At 69.4% G+C, this 15,239-nt stretch carries 16 protein-coding genes; 11 read left to right on the forward strand and 5 right to left on the reverse strand.

What is annotated here, in order from left to right; translation table 11 throughout:
• Nucleotides 1–16: 16 nt before the first annotated feature.
• Complete coding sequence (locus tag QE399_RS09980; RefSeq protein ID WP_309828400.1) at nt 17–901, reverse strand: 23S rRNA (adenine(2030)-N(6))-methyltransferase RlmJ; 885 nt, start codon at nt 899–901, stop codon at nt 17–19.
• A gap of 205 nt (nt 902–1,106) precedes the next feature.
• Here QE399_RS09980 and QE399_RS09985 point away from each other — a divergent pair, with 205 nt between their 5' ends.
• The 7 genes from QE399_RS09985 to mdtD all read left to right on the forward strand — a co-directional run bounded on the left by QE399_RS09985 (nt 1,107) and on the right by mdtD (nt 7,350).
• The gene (locus QE399_RS09985; protein WP_309828402.1) at nt 1,107–3,023 is read left to right on the forward strand and encodes a serine/threonine protein kinase; all 1,917 of its coding nucleotides are present in this window, start codon (nt 1,107–1,109) and stop codon (nt 3,021–3,023) included.
• Nucleotides 3,024–3,196: 173 nt separating this feature from the next.
• The gene (gene rplM / locus QE399_RS09990; RefSeq protein WP_026437700.1) at nt 3,197–3,628 is read left to right on the forward strand and encodes a 50S ribosomal protein L13; all 432 of its coding nucleotides are present in this window, start codon (nt 3,197–3,199) and stop codon (nt 3,626–3,628) included.
• 10 nt (nt 3,629–3,638) lie between these two features.
• A complete protein-coding gene (rpsI, locus tag QE399_RS09995) occupies nt 3,639–4,031 on the forward strand; it encodes a 30S ribosomal protein S9 (RefSeq protein WP_309828405.1) in 393 nt (130 codons plus the stop codon).
• 176 nt (nt 4,032–4,207) lie between these two features.
• The gene (locus QE399_RS10000; RefSeq protein WP_309828407.1) at nt 4,208–4,918 is read left to right on the forward strand and encodes a DUF6776 family protein; all 711 of its coding nucleotides are present in this window, start codon (nt 4,208–4,210) and stop codon (nt 4,916–4,918) included.
• Between the two features lie 86 nt (nt 4,919–5,004).
• Nucleotides 5,005–5,376 (forward strand): bactofilin family protein, encoded by a 372-nt coding sequence (locus QE399_RS10005; RefSeq protein WP_309832007.1) that lies wholly within the window; start codon nt 5,005–5,007, stop codon nt 5,374–5,376.
• A gap of 59 nt (nt 5,377–5,435) precedes the next feature.
• Nucleotides 5,436–5,801: an iron-sulfur cluster insertion protein ErpA gene (erpA, locus tag QE399_RS10010; protein WP_309828409.1), complete on the forward strand. Its 366-nt coding sequence runs from the start codon at nt 5,436–5,438 to the stop codon at nt 5,799–5,801.
• A gap of 97 nt (nt 5,802–5,898) precedes the next feature.
• Entirely contained in the window at nt 5,899–7,350 is a 1,452-nt protein-coding gene (gene mdtD / locus QE399_RS10015) for a multidrug transporter subunit MdtD (protein WP_309828410.1), read from the forward strand.
• A 179-nt stretch (nt 7,351–7,529) separates the two neighbouring features.
• Here mdtD and QE399_RS10020 read toward each other — a convergent pair whose 3' ends face one another.
• Together QE399_RS10020 and QE399_RS10025 are read right to left on the reverse strand one after the other, a co-directional pair.
• Nucleotides 7,530–8,660 (reverse strand): anhydro-N-acetylmuramic acid kinase, encoded by a 1,131-nt coding sequence (locus QE399_RS10020; RefSeq protein ID WP_309828412.1) that lies wholly within the window; start codon nt 8,658–8,660, stop codon nt 7,530–7,532.
• A 136-nt stretch (nt 8,661–8,796) separates the two neighbouring features.
• On the reverse strand, nt 8,797–10,158 hold the full coding sequence (locus tag QE399_RS10025; protein ID WP_309828414.1) for a M23 family metallopeptidase: 1,362 nt from the start codon (nt 10,156–10,158) through the stop codon (nt 8,797–8,799).
• Between the two features lie 195 nt (nt 10,159–10,353).
• On the opposite strand from QE399_RS10025, the gene tyrS reads away from it, so the two are divergent.
• On the forward strand, nt 10,354–11,586 hold the full coding sequence (gene tyrS, locus QE399_RS10030; RefSeq protein WP_309828416.1) for a tyrosine--tRNA ligase: 1,233 nt from the start codon (nt 10,354–10,356) through the stop codon (nt 11,584–11,586).
• 152 nt (nt 11,587–11,738) lie between these two features.
• Here the strand turns inward: tyrS and QE399_RS10035 are convergent, their stop codons facing one another.
• Complete coding sequence (locus QE399_RS10035) at nt 11,739–12,740, reverse strand: LysR substrate-binding domain-containing protein (RefSeq protein ID WP_405043453.1); 1,002 nt, start codon at nt 12,738–12,740, stop codon at nt 11,739–11,741.
• Nucleotides 12,741–12,864: 124 nt separating this feature from the next.
• Here QE399_RS10035 and QE399_RS10040 point away from each other — a divergent pair, with 124 nt between their 5' ends.
• Together QE399_RS10040 and QE399_RS10045 are read left to right on the forward strand one after the other, a co-directional pair.
• Nucleotides 12,865–13,401 (forward strand): DUF2917 domain-containing protein, encoded by a 537-nt coding sequence (locus QE399_RS10040; RefSeq protein ID WP_309828418.1) that lies wholly within the window; start codon nt 12,865–12,867, stop codon nt 13,399–13,401.
• A 117-nt stretch (nt 13,402–13,518) separates the two neighbouring features.
• Entirely contained in the window at nt 13,519–13,893 is a 375-nt protein-coding gene (locus tag QE399_RS10045; protein ID WP_309828419.1) for a DUF2917 domain-containing protein, read from the forward strand.
• 75 nt (nt 13,894–13,968) lie between these two features.
• Here the strand turns inward: QE399_RS10045 and QE399_RS10050 are convergent, their stop codons facing one another.
• Entirely contained in the window at nt 13,969–14,364 is a 396-nt protein-coding gene (locus QE399_RS10050; RefSeq protein ID WP_309828421.1) for a BLUF domain-containing protein, read from the reverse strand.
• Between the two features lie 78 nt (nt 14,365–14,442).
• Here QE399_RS10050 and QE399_RS10055 point away from each other — a divergent pair, with 78 nt between their 5' ends.
• On the forward strand, nt 14,443–15,210 hold the full coding sequence (locus tag QE399_RS10055) for a Crp/Fnr family transcriptional regulator (protein WP_309828423.1): 768 nt from the start codon (nt 14,443–14,445) through the stop codon (nt 15,208–15,210).
• Nucleotides 15,211–15,239 lie beyond the last annotated feature (29 nt).

The raw sequence follows: 15,239 nt of genomic DNA on the forward strand, positions 1-15,239 counted from the left end.
GCTGGCGGGCGGGCTCTCAGCCGCCGCCCGATTCCAGACTGTGCGCGGCGTGGCGGTCCTGCTGCAGCAGTTCGGCCATCTGCGGCAGCGCGTCCTTCAGCGCGGCCTTGAGCGTGAAGGGCGGGTTGATGAGGAACATGCCGCTGGCCGGCAGGCCCGGGCGGCGCTTCTCGCCGTCGGCGGACTCCACCAGCTTGCTGTTCTTCACCGTGAGCGTGGCATGCAGCCACGACTTGCCGGCCTTGACGGCCAGGGTCTTGAGGCGGCGGGGCAGGTCGTGCGCCTCGGGGCGCGGAATGATCGGATACCACACGGCGTAGGTGCCGGTGGCAAAGCGCTTGAGGCTGTCGGCCACCATGTCCAGCACGCGGCCGTAGTCGCTCTTGATTTCATAGCTGGGATCGCAGAGCACGAGCGCCCGGCGGGACGGCGGAGGCAGAAATTTCTTGACGCCTTCGAATCCGTCCTCGTGCAGCACCGCCACCTGGCGGCCGGCCTCCAACTGCGCCACGTTGCCGGCCAGGGCCCGCATGTCGGTGGGGTGCAGCTCGAACACCTTGAGCTTGTCGTGGTCGCGCAGCAGGCGCTGTGCGATGAAGGGCGAGCCGGGGTAGACCTTGGTGCTGCTGCCCTGGTTGAAGGCGCGCACCATGTCCACGTAGTCTTGCAGAGCAGGCGTCAGCGCGGGGGCGGACAGCAGCCGCAGAATGCCGTCGCCGGCCTCGCCGCTGGTGCTGGCGTAGTCGCCGTCCAGGCGGTACAGGCCCGCGCCGGCGTGCGTGTCCAGCACGGCCAGAGCCGCGTCTTTCTGTATCAGGTGCTGCAAGGTGGCAATCAGCACCGTGTGTTTGAGCACGTCGGCGTGGTTGCCGGCGTGGAAGGCGTGGCGATAACTGAACATGGGCCAATGGTAACCAGCGCGCAGTGCTTTCCGTGCGCCCGACGGCAGACGGCGCCCCTGTGGCGCCGGTTCGCTGGGTCGGCGAACGGGGCAGCGCACCTGCGCACACCGGGTGCGCTTGGTTACCGGTGCCCGGTCAGGCCGCCGCATGATGGTCCCGATACGGAAGCTGGGCTGCCCCCTGCCGCCCGGCGATCCCCCACCCATGCCCGGAACGCCACCTCCTTCCCCCGCCAGCGCCGCCGATCGCCGCGCCGATGCCCTGCCGCCCGGCACGCGGCTGGGCGAGTTCGAGATCCTGTCGGTGCTGGGCGCCGGGGGCTTCGGCATGGTCTACCGGGCCTTCGACCATTCGCTGCTGCGCCCGGTGGCCATCAAGGAGTACCTGCCCGCCGCCCTGGCGCACCGCACGGGCGACCAGTCGCTCTGGGTGCGGTCCTCGTCGGACGAGCCTTCCTTCCAGGCCGGGCTGGCGTCGTTCGTGGAAGAGGCGCGGCTGCTGGCCCAGTTCGACCATCCCTCGCTGGTGAAAGTGTTCCGCTTCTGGGAGGCCCACCAGACCGCCTACATGGTCATGCCGCTGTACGAGGGCATGACGCTCAAGCAGGCCCGCGCCCGCATGGTGGCCCCGCCGCCCGAGGCCTGGCTGCGCCAGGTCCTGTGGGCGGTGCTGAGCGCCCTCCGGGAGCTGCATGGCGCGCACACTCTCCACCGCGACATCTCGCCCGACAACATCTTCCTGCAGGACCGCGGGCCGCCGGTGCTGCTCGACCTGGGCGCCGCCCGCAAGGCGATGGACAGCAGCATCCACCGCCGCCACGCCCCCGCCACGGTGCTGACGGCCAGCTACGCGCCCATCGAGCAGTACCCCAGTGCGGGCAGCGAACTGGCGCAGGGCCCGTGGACCGACCTCTATGCGCTGGGTGCCGTGGTGCACGGCTGCCTGAGCAATGCCTCGCCGCTGCCGGCCACGCTGCGCGCCGTCCGCGATCGGCTGGCCCCGTTCCCGCAGGTTGCCCGCGCGGTGCGGCGCGAATTCGGGACCGGCTACTCGCCTGCCTTCGTCGCGGCGGTCTCGCAGGCACTGGCGCTGCGCCCCGAAGAGCGGCCGGCGTCCATCGACGCCTTTCTGAGGGCCATGGAGATGACCGAGCCGCCGGAGCGCGCGGAGCCGTTCGATTTCCGTGCCGCGCTGGGCGCGGCCTGGAGCGGGCACGCCGCCGGTCCGGTGGAGGAGGGGGCTCGGGAAGTTTCCACGTCTGAGGCGCTGCCACCTTTGGAAGGGGCGACCTTCCCGGTCCCTTCGCCGCTGGCCGACCCATCAACGGTGCTACCGGCCCGCTTTTCGGCGCCGCAGGGGCCTCGGGCGGAGGCGGTTCAATCCTGGGTCTCTGGCGACAGCGGCGGCGGCCCTGGCGGCAGGCATCACCCCGGCTTGCTGCCGACGGCGTGGCCGGCCCTGGTAGGCCGTTCGCCCACCTGTACGGAGCCCGCGCTCGCCATCCCGCCGCAAACCGTGGTCCTGCGCGGACGCAGGGCGCAGGCCCATCGCCGCCGCGGGGCCGTGGCACCGTGGATGCTTGCCGGTGCGGCGGCGCTGCTGGTCGCCGGCACGGGCGGTGCGTGGTGGCAATTGCAGAGCCAGTTGGCGGCGCTGCCGGCGGGGCCCGGGTGGGGCGCGCCGGTCGCGGCGCTGGCTCCGGCAGATCCGTCATCGTCGTTTCTGCGGATCGCTGAGGAGGGCGGCAGCCCGCGGCCATCCCGCTCCACGTCCGTGCATGCCGCGCACGGCGAGCGCACCCCGCAGGTCCGGCCTGCGTCGCGCCCCGGCACCGCGTCTGCGCAGCGCGTGTCCGCCGCTCGGCCCGTCGACGGGCCATCAGCAGTCCCCGCCGCGCCACGGCGCCCCGCGGCGGCGCCCGCCGCGCAGCACCGGTCGCGCGCATTTCTGGACGGGCCAGGGCCGCAGGAGGTCTGCGCGGGCACGGGCTTTCTTGTGCGGCCGATGTGCGTGCACCGTGAATGCCAGAAGGCCGCGCAGGCGGCCCACCCGGTCTGCGTGCAGGCACGCCGCCAGCACGCCGAAGAAGGGCGCCGCCAGCGGTTGCTGGCACCCCAGTGAGGGCGTTCGGACAACCCGCTTGCCCCGGTGCGGGCCGGGTTTGTATAATGGCGGGCTTCGCAGCGAATCCCTGGTCCCGCGGCGAGGCTTGAATCACCACCTAAGAGGCTTCCTTCAGAGAAGCACCGACCGTGGAAAAGGACCGCCAAACCCCTCTTACCAGAGAGAAACTCATGACTACTACTTTCAGCGCAAAGCCCGCTGAGGTCGTGCACGAGTGGTTTGTGATTGACGCGACCGACAAGGTCCTCGGACGAGTAGCCAGCGAAGTTGCTCTCCGTTTGCGCGGCAAACACAAGGCCATTTACACGCCTCACGTCGATACCGGCGATTTCATCGTCATCATCAACGCAGCCAAGCTCAAGGTCACCGGCACCAAGTCCCTGGACAAGGTGTACTACCGCCACTCGGGTTATCCCGGCGGTATCACGGCCACGAACTTCCGCGATCTGCAAGCCAAGCACCCCGGCCGCGCGCTGGAAAAGGCCGTCAAGGGCATGCTGCCCAAGGGCCCGCTCGGCTACGCCATGATCAAGAAGCTCAAGGTGTACGGCGGCGCGGAACATCCGCACACCGCTCAGCAGCCCAAAGCGCTGGAAATCTAAGGAGCCTTGAATGATTGGTGAATGGAACAATGGCACCGGCCGTCGCAAGTCCAGCGTCGCCCGCGTGTTTCTGAAGAAGGGTTCCGGCAAGATCACTGTGAATGGCAAGGACATTCAGCAGTATTTCGGCCGCGAAACCTCCATCATGATCGCCAAGCAGCCGCTCGCGCTGACCAACCATGTCGAAACCTTCGACATCCAGGTCAACGTGCACGGCGGCGGTGAATCCGGCCAAGCCGGTGCCACCCGCCACGGCATCACCCGCGCCCTGATCGACTACGACGCAACGCTGAAGTCCGCACTGAGCCAAGCCGGCTTCGTGACCCGCGATGCCCGTGAAGTCGAGCGTAAGAAGGTCGGTCTGCACTCCGCACGCCGCGCCAAGCAGTTCTCGAAGCGTTAAGCTTCGGCTCTGCAGGCTGCCATGGACACGATGGCTCTGCCGGCGGGATGCGTTCCGCCGGCCGCTCCCGGACCCCGATGGCAGCCTCAGGCTGTCCCTGTCTGCACAGGGACCTTCCGCGAAAACCGCCTTTCCGGCGGTTTTTGCATTTCTGAATCCACCGAAAGAGAGCCTCCATGCGCTTTCGCCTGCTGCGGCGCCGCCTGACGATCAGCGCCCCCCGCGTCGCCATCCGCAGCGCCCTGCCCTGGCCGGTGCGCTGGCTGGTGCTGGCCGTGGCGCTGGGTTTGTGCGCGGCCGTAGCGGTGTGGGCCTTCGAATTCGGCAAGAGCATCGCCGGGCTGGATTCAGGGGCGCGCGAGGAACTGGCCCGGCTGCGTGAGGAAGTCGCCACGCTGCGGGCCGACAGCCGCCGGCAGCAGGAGGGCGCCAGCTCCGCCAGCAGCCTGCTGATTGCCGAGCGGGCCGCCACCGAACGCGTGCTGGCGCAGATGCGCCAGCTGGAGGCGGACAACCGCAGCCTGCGCGACGACCTGGGCTTCTTCGAGAAGCTCATTCCTGCCGCCCGCGGCGACGGCATCGCCGTGCGCGGGCTGCATGCTGAGCCCGCCGGCCCGCAGCAGATGCGCTGGCAGGTGCTGGTGATGCAGCCCGTGCGCAACGCCCCTGAATTCAAGGGCCGGCTCGAACTGGTGCTGGCCGGCACGCGCGACGGGCAGCCCTGGTCCGTGGCGCAGCCGCAGGTGTCGCAGCCGCTGCAGTTCCAGCAGTACCGCCGGGTGGAAGGGGTACTGAATGTGCCCGAGAACGCCGTGGTAAAAACCGTCACCGCCCGGGTTCTGGAAGGCACTGCGGTGCGCGCCGTCCAGACGCTGTCCATCGAGTAAGTTGCCCGTCATGCCGGCGCGCCGCCCCTGGCGCCGCCGCCGGCCGAGGAGTCCGACCATGTTTTTCCCGCAAGAAGCAGCCCCCCATCAAGAGCCTGATCGCCCAGGGCACCCGCGTCAATGGCGATGTGCTGTTCGCCGACGGCATCCGTATCGACGGCGAGGTGGTGGGCGATGTGCGCGCCGTGCCCGACGTGCCCAGCATCCTGGTGGTCTCGGAGTCGGCGAAGGTGCAGGGCGCCCTGCACGCCGTCCATGTGATCATCAACGGCACGGTCGAGGGACCGGTCCACGCCACGGAGCTGCTCGAATTGCAGCCCAAGGCGCGCATCACCGGCAACGTGCACTACAAGGCCCTTGAAATGCATCAGGGCGGCGTGATCTCCGGACAGATGTGTCCGGCCACGGCGCTGCTGGAAGATAAACCCACACTGAAGTTAGCGTCTAACGCGACCTGACCAGAGGCCCACCGGGGTTTGCAGTAGCATCGACCGCAAACCCTTCCGAGGAGTAATACATGAGTGCCGTAGCCGAAATCGCCCCCACCGAAATGCCCGCCCCCATTCTGTTCACCGACAGCGCTGCTGCCAAGGTGGCGGATCTGATCGCCGAAGAGGGCAATCCTGACCTGAAGCTGCGCGTCTTCGTGCAAGGTGGCGGCTGCTCGGGCTTCCAGTACGGCTTCACGTTCGACGAGATCACGAACGAGGACGACACCACCATGACCAAGAATGGCGTCTCCCTGCTGATCGACGCCATGAGCTACCAGTACCTGGTGGGCGCCGAGATCGACTACAAGGAAGACCTGCAGGGTGCGCAGTTCGTGATCAAGAACCCGAACGCCACCACCACCTGCGGCTGCGGCTCGAGCTTCTCGGCCTGACCGGCCGCTCCCGGCATGACGAGCCGCCTGCGGGCGGCTTTTTCGTTCCCGACGCCGGGTGATGCCGCCGAGCCCCGGTCTGCGCCACTCCACCGCCATGTCCGCTTCTGCCCTCTCTCCGATTCCGCCCGGGCCGCCCGTCGACCCGCAGGACCGTCGCATCCTGCTGTGGATCGTGGCCGTCGGCTTCTTCATGCAGACGCTGGACGCGACCATCGTCAACACCGCGCTGCCGGCCATGGCGGCCAGCCTGGGCGAGAGCCCGCTGCGCATGCAGTCGGTGATCGTCGCCTACTCGCTCACCATGGCGATGCTGATCCCGGCCTCGGGCTGGCTGGCGGACCGCTTCGGCACGCGCAAGGTGTTCCTGTTCGCGATCGCCGTCTTCTCGCTGGGTTCGCTGGCCTGCGCGCTGTCGCGGCATGTGAACGAGCTGGTGGCGGCGCGGGTGCTGCAGGGGCTGGGCGGCGCGCTGCTGCTGCCCGTGGGGCGATTGGCGGTGCTGCGCACCTTCCCGCGCGGCGAGTTCCTGGAGGCGATGAGCTTCGTCGCCATTCCCGGCTTGATCGGCCCGCTGCTCGGGCCCACGCTGGGCGGCTGGCTGGTGCAGAGCGCCTCGTGGCACTGGGTGTTCCTCATCAACCTGCCGGTGGGCCTGATCGGGCTGGTGGCCACGGCGCGCTACATGCCCAACCTGCGGGCGCCGCGCGTGGATGGGTTCGATCTGGCGGGCTATGTGCTGCTGGCCTTCGGCATGGTGTCGATCTCGCTGGCCATCGAGGCGGCCGGCTGGCTGGGCCGGGGTGGCGCGGCCGCTTTGGGCGTGGGCGGGCTGGTGGCGCTGGTGGTGTACTGGCTGCACGCCGGCCGCCATGCGCAGCCGCTGTACTCGCCGCAGCTGTTCCGCGTGCGCACGCTGTCGGTAGGCCTGCTGGGCAACCTGTTCTGCCGGCTGGGCAGCGGGGCGATGCCGTTCCTGATCCCGGTGTCGCTGCAGGTGCTGCTGCAGTATCCGCCGCTGTACGCGGGCCTGATGATGCTGCCCGCGGCGCTGGCCGGCATGGGCATGAAGCGCCTGGCCACGCCGCTGATCCGGCGCCACGGCTACCGCACGGTGCTGGTGGCCAACACCATCGCGCTGGGGCTGCTGATGGCCAGCTTCGCGCTGCGCCAGCCGGACTGGCCGCTGGCTCTGCAGGTGGTGCAGCTGGCGGCGTTCGGGGCGGTGAACTCGCTGCAGTTCACGGCCATGAACACCATCACGCTCAAGGACCTGGATGGCGCCAGTGCCAGCAGCGGCAACGGCCTGTTGTCCATGGTGCAGATGCTGGCCATGAGCCTGGGCGTGGCCGTGGCCGGCGCCGTGCTGTCGGAATGGAGCCAGGCCTATGGCGGCGCGCAGGTGCCGGGGGCGGTGGCGCATGCCTTCCAGTCCACCTTTTTGACGGTGGGCTTCATCACGGTGGTGTCGGCCGCCGTGTTCTGGCAACTACCGCAGGAGGCCCGCACGCCGCCGCGCGAGGGGCCGGAGGTGTCGGGCCAGGGCTGACGGGCGCCGCTGCGCCGGCATCGCGTTGGGGCCGCCCCGGTGTGTATCCTCGCTACGTTTTGGAGTCAAGGTGCTTCTGAATCGATAGCTGACAGCGCTTTTCTATGCTTGATTTCAGAGTCTTTTGTGCCTGAAATCCAACGCTATCAAGCGCATCGCGCTATGCTTTTCGATGGCTTTCAAGCCGGGTAGACCGCGCCCAGCACCCGCGGGCCGTGTGCGCCGGTCACCTGGGGCAGATTGCCCGGCAGGCCGTGCAGCGTCTGGAGCGCGAGCCAGGCGAAGGCTGCCGCCTCGACCTGCTGGGCGGGCAGGCCATGGTCGTCGGTGGGGCCCACCTGCACGCCCGGCAGCAGCGCGGCCAGGCGGCGCATCAGGTGGCCGTTGCGGGCCCCGCCGCCGCACACGGCCAGCTGGGTGGCGGCCCGCCCATGTTCGAGCACGCTCTGCGCGGCGCTGAGGGCGGTGAACTCGGTCAGCGTGGCCTGAACGTCCACCGGCGCCGCGTCGCGATGGCGCTGCAGGTGGGCATCGAGCCAGGCCGGGTGGAACAGGTCGCGCCCCGTGCTTTTGGGCGGCGGTTGCTGCAGGTAGGGCTCGGCCATCAGGGCGTTCAGCAGCGCGGGCAGCACCTGGCCCTGGGCCGCCCAGGCGCCATCGCCGTCGTAGGGCTGGCCGGTATGGCGCTCGCACCAGTGGTCCATCAGCGCATTGCCGGGGCCGCAGTCGAAGCCCGTCACTTGGCCGTCCGCGCCCAGCATGCTCACGTTGGCGATACCGCCGATGTTGAGCACGCACACGGTGGCGCCCGGCCGGCCGAACACAGCCTGGTGGAAGGCCGGCACCAGCGGCGCGCCCTGGCCGCCCGCGGCCACGTCGCGGCTGCGGAAATCGGCCACCACGGCGATGCCGGTGCGCTCGGCCAGCAGCGCGGGCTGGTTGAGCTGCAGCGTGTAGCCCGTGCCGTCGAACAGGCCAGGCCGGTGCCGCACGGTCTGGCCATGCGCGCCGATGGCCCGGATGTCGGCTGGCGCGAGTTGTGCGCCCTCCAGCAGGCGCTGCACCACCTCGGCGTAGATCGCCGTCAAGGCATTGGCGGCCAAGGCCGCGCGGTGCAGCTCATCGGCTCCGCTGGTGTTGAGCGCCAGCAATTCCGCCTTCAACGCCTCGGGCAGCGCCGCCGACTCGAAGCCGGTCACCCGCAGCCGCGTGCCGTCAAGCTCGACCAACGCCCCATCGACACCATCCAGCGAGGTGCCCGACATCAGGCCGATGTAGCGATCGGTGGCAGTCAGGTCGGAGGAAAGCATGGGCGTATGCGAAGGGTGGGCTTCAGACCAGCAGACGCCGCGGAACCGGCTCCGCCGGGCCGCTGGCGACGTCCCCCTTCCCGGCGAAGCCGAGAGAAGGGGGAAGCGGCGCAGCCGCTCAGGGGGAAGATCGGCGTTACTGCGCGCTGGCCTGCTGCACCATCGCCGCGGACGACAGCTGCACGCGCATGTTGCCGGCCAGACGCTGGAAGGCCGGGCGGGCCGCGGAGGACACGGGCTGGGCGGCCTCGCTCTGCTGGGCGATGGTCATCGGGTCCTGGTGCTGGCCGTTGACGCGGAATTCGAAGTGCAGGTGGGGGCCGGTCGCCCAGCCGGTGGCACCCACGGCGCCGATCTTCTGGCCCTGCTCGATGAACTGGCCCTTCTTCACGTCGATGCGGCTCAGGTGGGCGTACACGGTGACGTGCTGGTTGCGGTGCTTCACGTAGATCACGTTGCCGTAGCCGTTCTGCACACCGGCGAAGTCGACGACACCGTCGCCCACCGTGCGCACCGCCGTGCCCGTGGGCGCTGCGAAGTCGGTGCCCAGGTGGGCGCGCCACTTCTGCAGGATGGGGTGGAAGCGCATCTTGAAGCCGCTGGAGATGCGCGAGAACTCGACGGGCGAGGTGAGGTAGGCGCGGCGCATGCTTTCGCCGTCCAGCGTGTAGTAGGCGCCCTTGCTGCCGGGCTCCTGGAACCACACCGCGTCGTGCGTCTTGCCGTTGTTGTGGAACTCGGCGCTCAGCACGCGACCGCTGCGCAGCGGCTCGCCGTCGGCCTCCAGCGTCTCGTAGACCACTGAGAAACGGTCGTCCTTGCGCAGGGCGCGGTGGAAGTCGATGTTGCTGGAGAACACTTCGGCCAGCTGCACGGCCACGGCGTCAGGGATGTTGGAGGCGTCGGTGGCCGCGAACAGCGAGCTCTTGATGATGCCGCCGGCCAGGCGGTTGCCCACCGTCAGCGGGGCGGTCTCGATGCGCGAGGCGAAGTTGCCGTCGCCCTGGCGCTCGACCACCAGGCGCTTGAAGCTGCCGCTGTCGTCCGGCGCCCAGCGGGCCGTCAGGCGCAGCAGGCGGTGGTCGTCCGAGGCCTCGGCGGACAGCGAGCGGCCGCCGCGCCCCAGCAGGTTCTGGCGCACCTGGCTGTCGTTGCGCAGGAAGGCGGAGGCGGCCGGGTCGGCGATGCCCAGGCGCTGCAGGATGCTTTCGGCCGTGTCGCTGCTGCGGGTCTGGTCGGAGCGGTAGAGCGAGTAGCTCGGGATGTCGACCAGGGAGGTCAGCGGTGTGTCGCTCGCCAGGGACTCCACAGGGTAAGCGACGGTGCTCACCGGCAGGTCGGAAGCATCGGGTGCGAAGGACGCCACGGCGAAGGCGCCGCCGCCGCCGGTGAGCAGCAGGGTGGCTACGGCGGCGGTGATGCGTTTGGGGTGTTTCTGGACGGTCTGGGATAGGCGGTCAATCAGTGCCAGGCAGGCGGTGGTCAAGCCGTTGTTCAAAGTGTCATACCCCAAGTGTGGGCACCCAGGCCCATTCCACGCAGGAGGCGTGGGCAGGCGGGGTGCAGGCTGTCGGTGGGCAGCGGTTCGGAGAGTTCCGCGGGGGAGCTCCTTTTGGCAGGTCGCTAAAATCCGCCGCTGCAAGAAGGCCCGAAGTATAACGACGCGGCCCCGTCCTACATACAAAAAACCCTTATGAATCAATCCACTGTTACAACATTCCCGGTCACCGATGGTGTACGGCAGGCCCTGGAAGTCACGCTGCGCGGCGTCAACGAACTGCTGCCGCAGGAGGATTGGGTTCAGAAGCTGGCGCGGGCGGAGGCCACCGGTCAGCCGCTGCGCATCAAGCTGGGGCTGGACCCGACGGCGCCGGACATCCACCTGGGCCACACGGTGGTGCTCAACAAGATGCGCCAGCTCCAGAACCTGGGCCACCAGGTGATCTTTCTGATCGGCGACTTCACCACGCTGATCGGCGACCCTTCCGGCCGCAACTCCACCCGCCCGCCGCTCACGGCCGAGCAGATCAAGCTGAACGCCGAAACTTACTACCAGCAGGCCGCCAAGGTGCTGGACCCGAGCAAGACCGAGGTGCGCTACAACAGCGAATGGCTGGACGCCCTGGGCGCGCGCGGCATGATCACGCTGTCGGCCAAGTACACGGTGGCGCGCATGATGGAGCGCAACGATTTCCACCAGCGCTTCACCGACGGCAGTTCCATCAGCCTGCACGAGTTTTTGTACCCGCTGCTGCAGGGCTACGACTCCGTGGCCTTGAAGAGCGACCTGGAACTGGGCGGCACGGATCAGAAGTTCAACCTGCTGATGGGGCGCCACCTCCAGCAGGAGTATGGCCAGGAGCCGCAGTGTGTACTCACCATGCCGCTGCTGGTGGGGCTGGACGGCGTGGACAAGATGTCCAAGTCCAAGAACAACTACATCGGCATCACGGAGGACGCCAACAGCATGTTCGCCAAGGTGCTGTCCATCAGCGACACGCTGATGTGGGACTGGTACACGCTGCTGTCGTTCAAGAGCCTGGCCGAGATCGCCGCGCTGAAGGCCGAGATCGAAGGCGGGCGCAACCCCAAGGACGCCAAGGTGGCGCTGGCCAAGGAAATCACCGCGCGCTTCCACAGTGCCGCCGCGGCCGATGCGGCCGAGCAGGATTTCATCAACCGCAGCAAGGGCGGTGTGCCGGACGAGATCCCCGAGGTGCAGCTCTCCGGCGCGCCGCTGGGCATCGGCGCGCTGCTCAAGCAGGCCAACCTGGCACCTTCGACCAGCGAGGCCAACCGCCTGATCGACGGCGGCGGCGTGCGGGTGGATGGCGTCGTGGTCAGCGACAAGGGGCTGAAGCTGGACGCTGGCACCTACGTGCTGCAGGTGGGCAAGCGCAAGTTCGCCCGCGTGGCGCTGGGCTGAACGCAGAACGCCGGCGCGGCGGCCGGGGCCGCTACCACCGCGTGCGAATGGGTAGGCGGGGTTTCAAGCCATTTTGGCCTGTAGCGCCCGTACCTATTGCGCGGGCAGCTCTGTTTTTGATAGTGCGTCGCCAGGCTCCGGGCCGGGGGCGCTCAGTCCAGGTTGTCGTTCAGGTCCGGGTCGGGCAGGTCGCCGATGGCCTGGCGCGTGGACTGCGCCTGCAGCAGCAGCCACGCGCAGAAGGCCTTGATCTCCGGCCGCTGCGCGCTGCGCGGCCCCACCAGCAGCCAGTAGGCCAGCGGCGAGTCGAGCCGGTGGCGGGGCAGCACCTCCACCAGGTCGCCCGAGGCCAGGCTCTCGGCCACCAGGGGCATGCGGGCCAGCGCCAAGCCCTGTCCGGCCAGCGCCGCCTGCACGATCTGCTGCGCGTAGCTGAAGTACAGCCAGCGCTTGGGCTGCAGCTTGGGCTGGCCGTTCAGGTCGAACCAGCGCCGCCAGGTGAGCCATTCCAGGTGCTGCGCGCGGTGCGCATCGCCGGCCTCGATGATGGTGAACTGCGCGACATCCGCGGGCGTGCGGATCGGGGGCGCGCTTTTCAGCAGCCACGGGCTGGCCACCACCGCCAGCTGCTCGCCGAACAGCCGCTGCGCCCCGTGCGCGACCGAGCCCGGCATGGCGTAGCGCAGCGCCAGGTCCACATCGGACGTTTCCAGGTCCACGTTGTTGTCGCTGGCATCGATGCGGATGTCGATGTCGGGGTTGTCGCGCTGGAACTCTTCCATGCGCGGAATCAGCCACATCGAGGCGAAGCTGGCCCAGGTGGTGATGCCCACGCTCTTGCGCCCCGCCGTCTGGCGCACCAGGCGCACGGCCGCGTCGATGCGCTCCAGTGCCGGCCCCACGGCGCGCTGCAGCTGGGCGCCCGCACCGGTCAGCTCCACGGCGCGGGTATGGCGCAGAAAGAGGGGCACGCCCACCTCGTCCTCCAGCGCCTGGATCTGCCGGCTCACGGCGGACTGGGTCAGCGACAGCTCTTCCGCCGCGGCGCGGAAGTTCAGATGCCGCGCCACTGCGAGGAAGGCGCGCCAGTGGCCTGTGGCCACGGGCCGGGTGCGCAGGTGGGCGATGGTGGGGGAGGCGCTGGACAGGCTCATGGCGGACCGCTGATTGATGCCGGGGGTGAATGAATATCGTACTGCGAATTCATTGGACGCAGGAAGGGGTGGGGCGGGATTATCGAGGCCGTTCAATACCTTCCCAGGGTTTCGGGAGCCCGCCATGTCTACAGCCACTCGCCTTGAATCGCAACAATCGCCCGGTGCCGCCCGGCGCGCGGATGCTCCCTGCGGCAGCTGGTCGCTGGGTGATCGCCAGGCCCTGTCGCTGCAACCGCGGGTGCGCAGCGTGTTGCGGGTGCAGGCCGGCGGCTTGTGGGTCACCGTCACGCCGCGGGGCGGGCAGGGCGCCCGTGCGGTGGGTGCGCGGTGGGCTGCCGACGCGTTCCTGCAGCCAGGCGACGCGCTGGTCGTGGACGCCGGCGAGCGCGCGGTGTTCGAGCCCTGGCCCGCCGGTGGCGCGGCCTTCGCCTGGGAGCCGCTGTCCTGTGCGGCCCCGGCGGCCGTGTCCGTGCGGGAGGCTTGGCGCACGCTGGTCGCTCCGCCCTGGGCCGAGCTCGCGGGCCGCACGCGGTCGGCGTTCGGCCATGCGGGTGCCGCCGGTCTCGCCCTGGGCCGGCTGGCGCTGGGACTGTGGCGCTTTGCCGGCGCGCGGCGCCGGGGCCGCATCGCGCCGCCGCCCTGCGGCGCCGCGCATTGACGGGTGGGCCGCGATTGATGCGCTTCTTGAATCGATCCGCAGGGCCGTTTTCATTGGACGCTCTGCCCCCGCCGACGCACCATCGGGCTGCCCGTTGGGGCCTATCTGGAGAATGACATGACCACCTCGAATGTTCTGACTGTGCAACCCGGCCGTGCGGCGGCCCAGGACATCGCCGTGCTGGTGCCGGGCTCGGCGCAGAGCCTGCGCCCCCGCGTGCCGATGTCGCTGCGCGTGATGAGCGGCCGCGCGTGGATCACCCTGGACGACGGCCCGAACGGTGCGCGCGACCAGGCCGCAGGCGACCTCTTCCTGCATGCCGGGCAGATGCTCTGGGTGGCGCCCGGGCAGCATGCCGTGGTGGAGCCGCTCGGCTCCGAAGTGCTGCAATTCCGCTGGCGTGCCGCCAGCGCCGTGGCCCGCGAGGGAGGCCGCGCATCCGACCAGCCCTGGCAGGTCCAGTCGGCCGAAGGCGATGCCTGCCGGGCTTGAGCTGCCAGCCGCCCTGGCACAGGCAAGAAGCCGCCGCGCCCCGCCGGGTGCCGCGGCTTTTTTGGGCCAGTGCCGCTAGCGCGGCTCCAGCGGCAGGGCCAGGAAGGCCTGCAAAGCGGTACGGCCGCGCAGGGTCTCCAGATGGTCCAGGGCCGTGCCTTCGTCCAAGGTGCAGAAGCCGAGGCTGAACTGCTGGAAGCGGCGCTGCGCCAGCGGGGCGTCGTGCAGCACCTCGACGTAGATGTGGCGCGGGTCCTCGCGGATGTGCTGCATCAGCGTGCGCACGGCGGCCTCGGGTCCCTCCAGCTGCTGGCAGAAACGGGCGCCGTCGAACACCAGCAGGCCGGTGATGCCGCGCTCGCGGTTGTGGATGCGGGCGCGGGCAGCGATGGCGTGGACGACGGTCAGGGGTTGGTCAACGGAGAGCGTGCTGACGTACAGCACTTCGTACAGGGGGAGGGAAACGGACATGGGCGGCACATGGTGGGCACGCGACCTTCTTTGCACAATGTAAAAAGACATAGCCGGCGCGCCTAGAATCCGCCTCCTATGAACGCCCCCGCGACCCCCGCCGCCTCGCCCGTCTGCCCCCGCCAGTGCGAGGCCTGCGGCCTGCGCCGCACCTCTGCGTTCACCAAGGTGGGGGCGGAGGAGCTCGCCTTCATCGACGGCCTGCGCAGCGGCACGCACTCGGTTCCGGCGGGCGGCACGCTGATTGCAGAGCACCGCCCCAACGGCAAGCTCTACACGCTGTATGCCGGCTGGGCGTTCCGCTACAAGACGCTGTCCGACGGGCGGCGCCAGATCCTCAACTTCCTGCTGCCGGGCGATCTGATCGGCCTGCAGCAGGAGTTCGGCGACACGGCCATGCACGGGGTGGATGCGCTGACCGACTGCAACTTCTGCGTCTTTCCGGCCGATGGGCTGTGGACGCTGTTCCACGCGCGTCCGCGCCTGGGCTATGACGTGACTTGGCTGGCCGCACGCGAGGAGGGCATGGTGGACGACAACCTGCTCACCACCGGCCGGCGCAACGCGACCGAGCGCGTCGCCATGCTGCTGATGCACCTGCACCGCCGACTGGCCCGCCTGGGCCTGACGGAGCCGGATGGCTCGGTGCTGTTTCCCATCAACCAGCAGCACATCGCCGATGCGCTGGGCCTGTCGCTGGTGCACACCAACAAGACCATGCGGCGCCTGCTGCAGCTGGGCCTGCACGAGATCTCGGGCGGGCGGCTGAAGATCCTGAACCCGCGGGCGCTGGGCCGCATCGCCGAGTACTACGAGACGCTGCCGCGGCCCGTGCCGCTGCTGTAGCCGCCGCGGGCGGGATGGATGGGGGCGCG

The organism is Paracidovorax wautersii, from assembly GCF_031453675.1.
In the GTDB taxonomy this organism is placed as follows: Bacteria; Pseudomonadota; Gammaproteobacteria; order Burkholderiales; family Burkholderiaceae_C; genus Paracidovorax.

Coding starts and splice junctions, on each gene's coding strand:
- QE399_RS09980 (WP_309828400.1), bottom strand. CDS start 901: ATGTTCAGTTATCGCCACGCCTTCCACGCCGGCAACCACGCCGACGTG.
- QE399_RS09985 (WP_309828402.1), top strand. CDS start 1,107: ATGCCCGGAACGCCACCTCCTTCCCCCGCCAGCGCCGCCGATCGCCGC.
- rplM (WP_026437700.1), top strand. CDS start 3,197: ATGACTACTACTTTCAGCGCAAAGCCCGCTGAGGTCGTGCACGAGTGG.
- rpsI (WP_309828405.1), top strand. CDS start 3,639: ATGATTGGTGAATGGAACAATGGCACCGGCCGTCGCAAGTCCAGCGTC.
- QE399_RS10000 (WP_309828407.1), top strand. CDS start 4,208: ATGCGCTTTCGCCTGCTGCGGCGCCGCCTGACGATCAGCGCCCCCCGC.
- erpA (WP_309828409.1), top strand. CDS start 5,436: ATGAGTGCCGTAGCCGAAATCGCCCCCACCGAAATGCCCGCCCCCATT.
- mdtD (WP_309828410.1), top strand. CDS start 5,899: ATGTCCGCTTCTGCCCTCTCTCCGATTCCGCCCGGGCCGCCCGTCGAC.
- QE399_RS10020 (WP_309828412.1), bottom strand. CDS start 8,660: ATGCTTTCCTCCGACCTGACTGCCACCGATCGCTACATCGGCCTGATG.
- tyrS (WP_309828416.1), top strand. CDS start 10,354: ATGAATCAATCCACTGTTACAACATTCCCGGTCACCGATGGTGTACGG.
- QE399_RS10035 (WP_405043453.1), bottom strand. CDS start 12,740: ATGAGCCTGTCCAGCGCCTCCCCCACCATCGCCCACCTGCGCACCCGG.
- QE399_RS10040 (WP_309828418.1), top strand. CDS start 12,865: ATGTCTACAGCCACTCGCCTTGAATCGCAACAATCGCCCGGTGCCGCC.
- QE399_RS10045 (WP_309828419.1), top strand. CDS start 13,519: ATGACCACCTCGAATGTTCTGACTGTGCAACCCGGCCGTGCGGCGGCC.
- QE399_RS10050 (WP_309828421.1), bottom strand. CDS start 14,364: ATGTCCGTTTCCCTCCCCCTGTACGAAGTGCTGTACGTCAGCACGCTC.
- QE399_RS10055 (WP_309828423.1), top strand. CDS start 14,443: ATGAACGCCCCCGCGACCCCCGCCGCCTCGCCCGTCTGCCCCCGCCAG.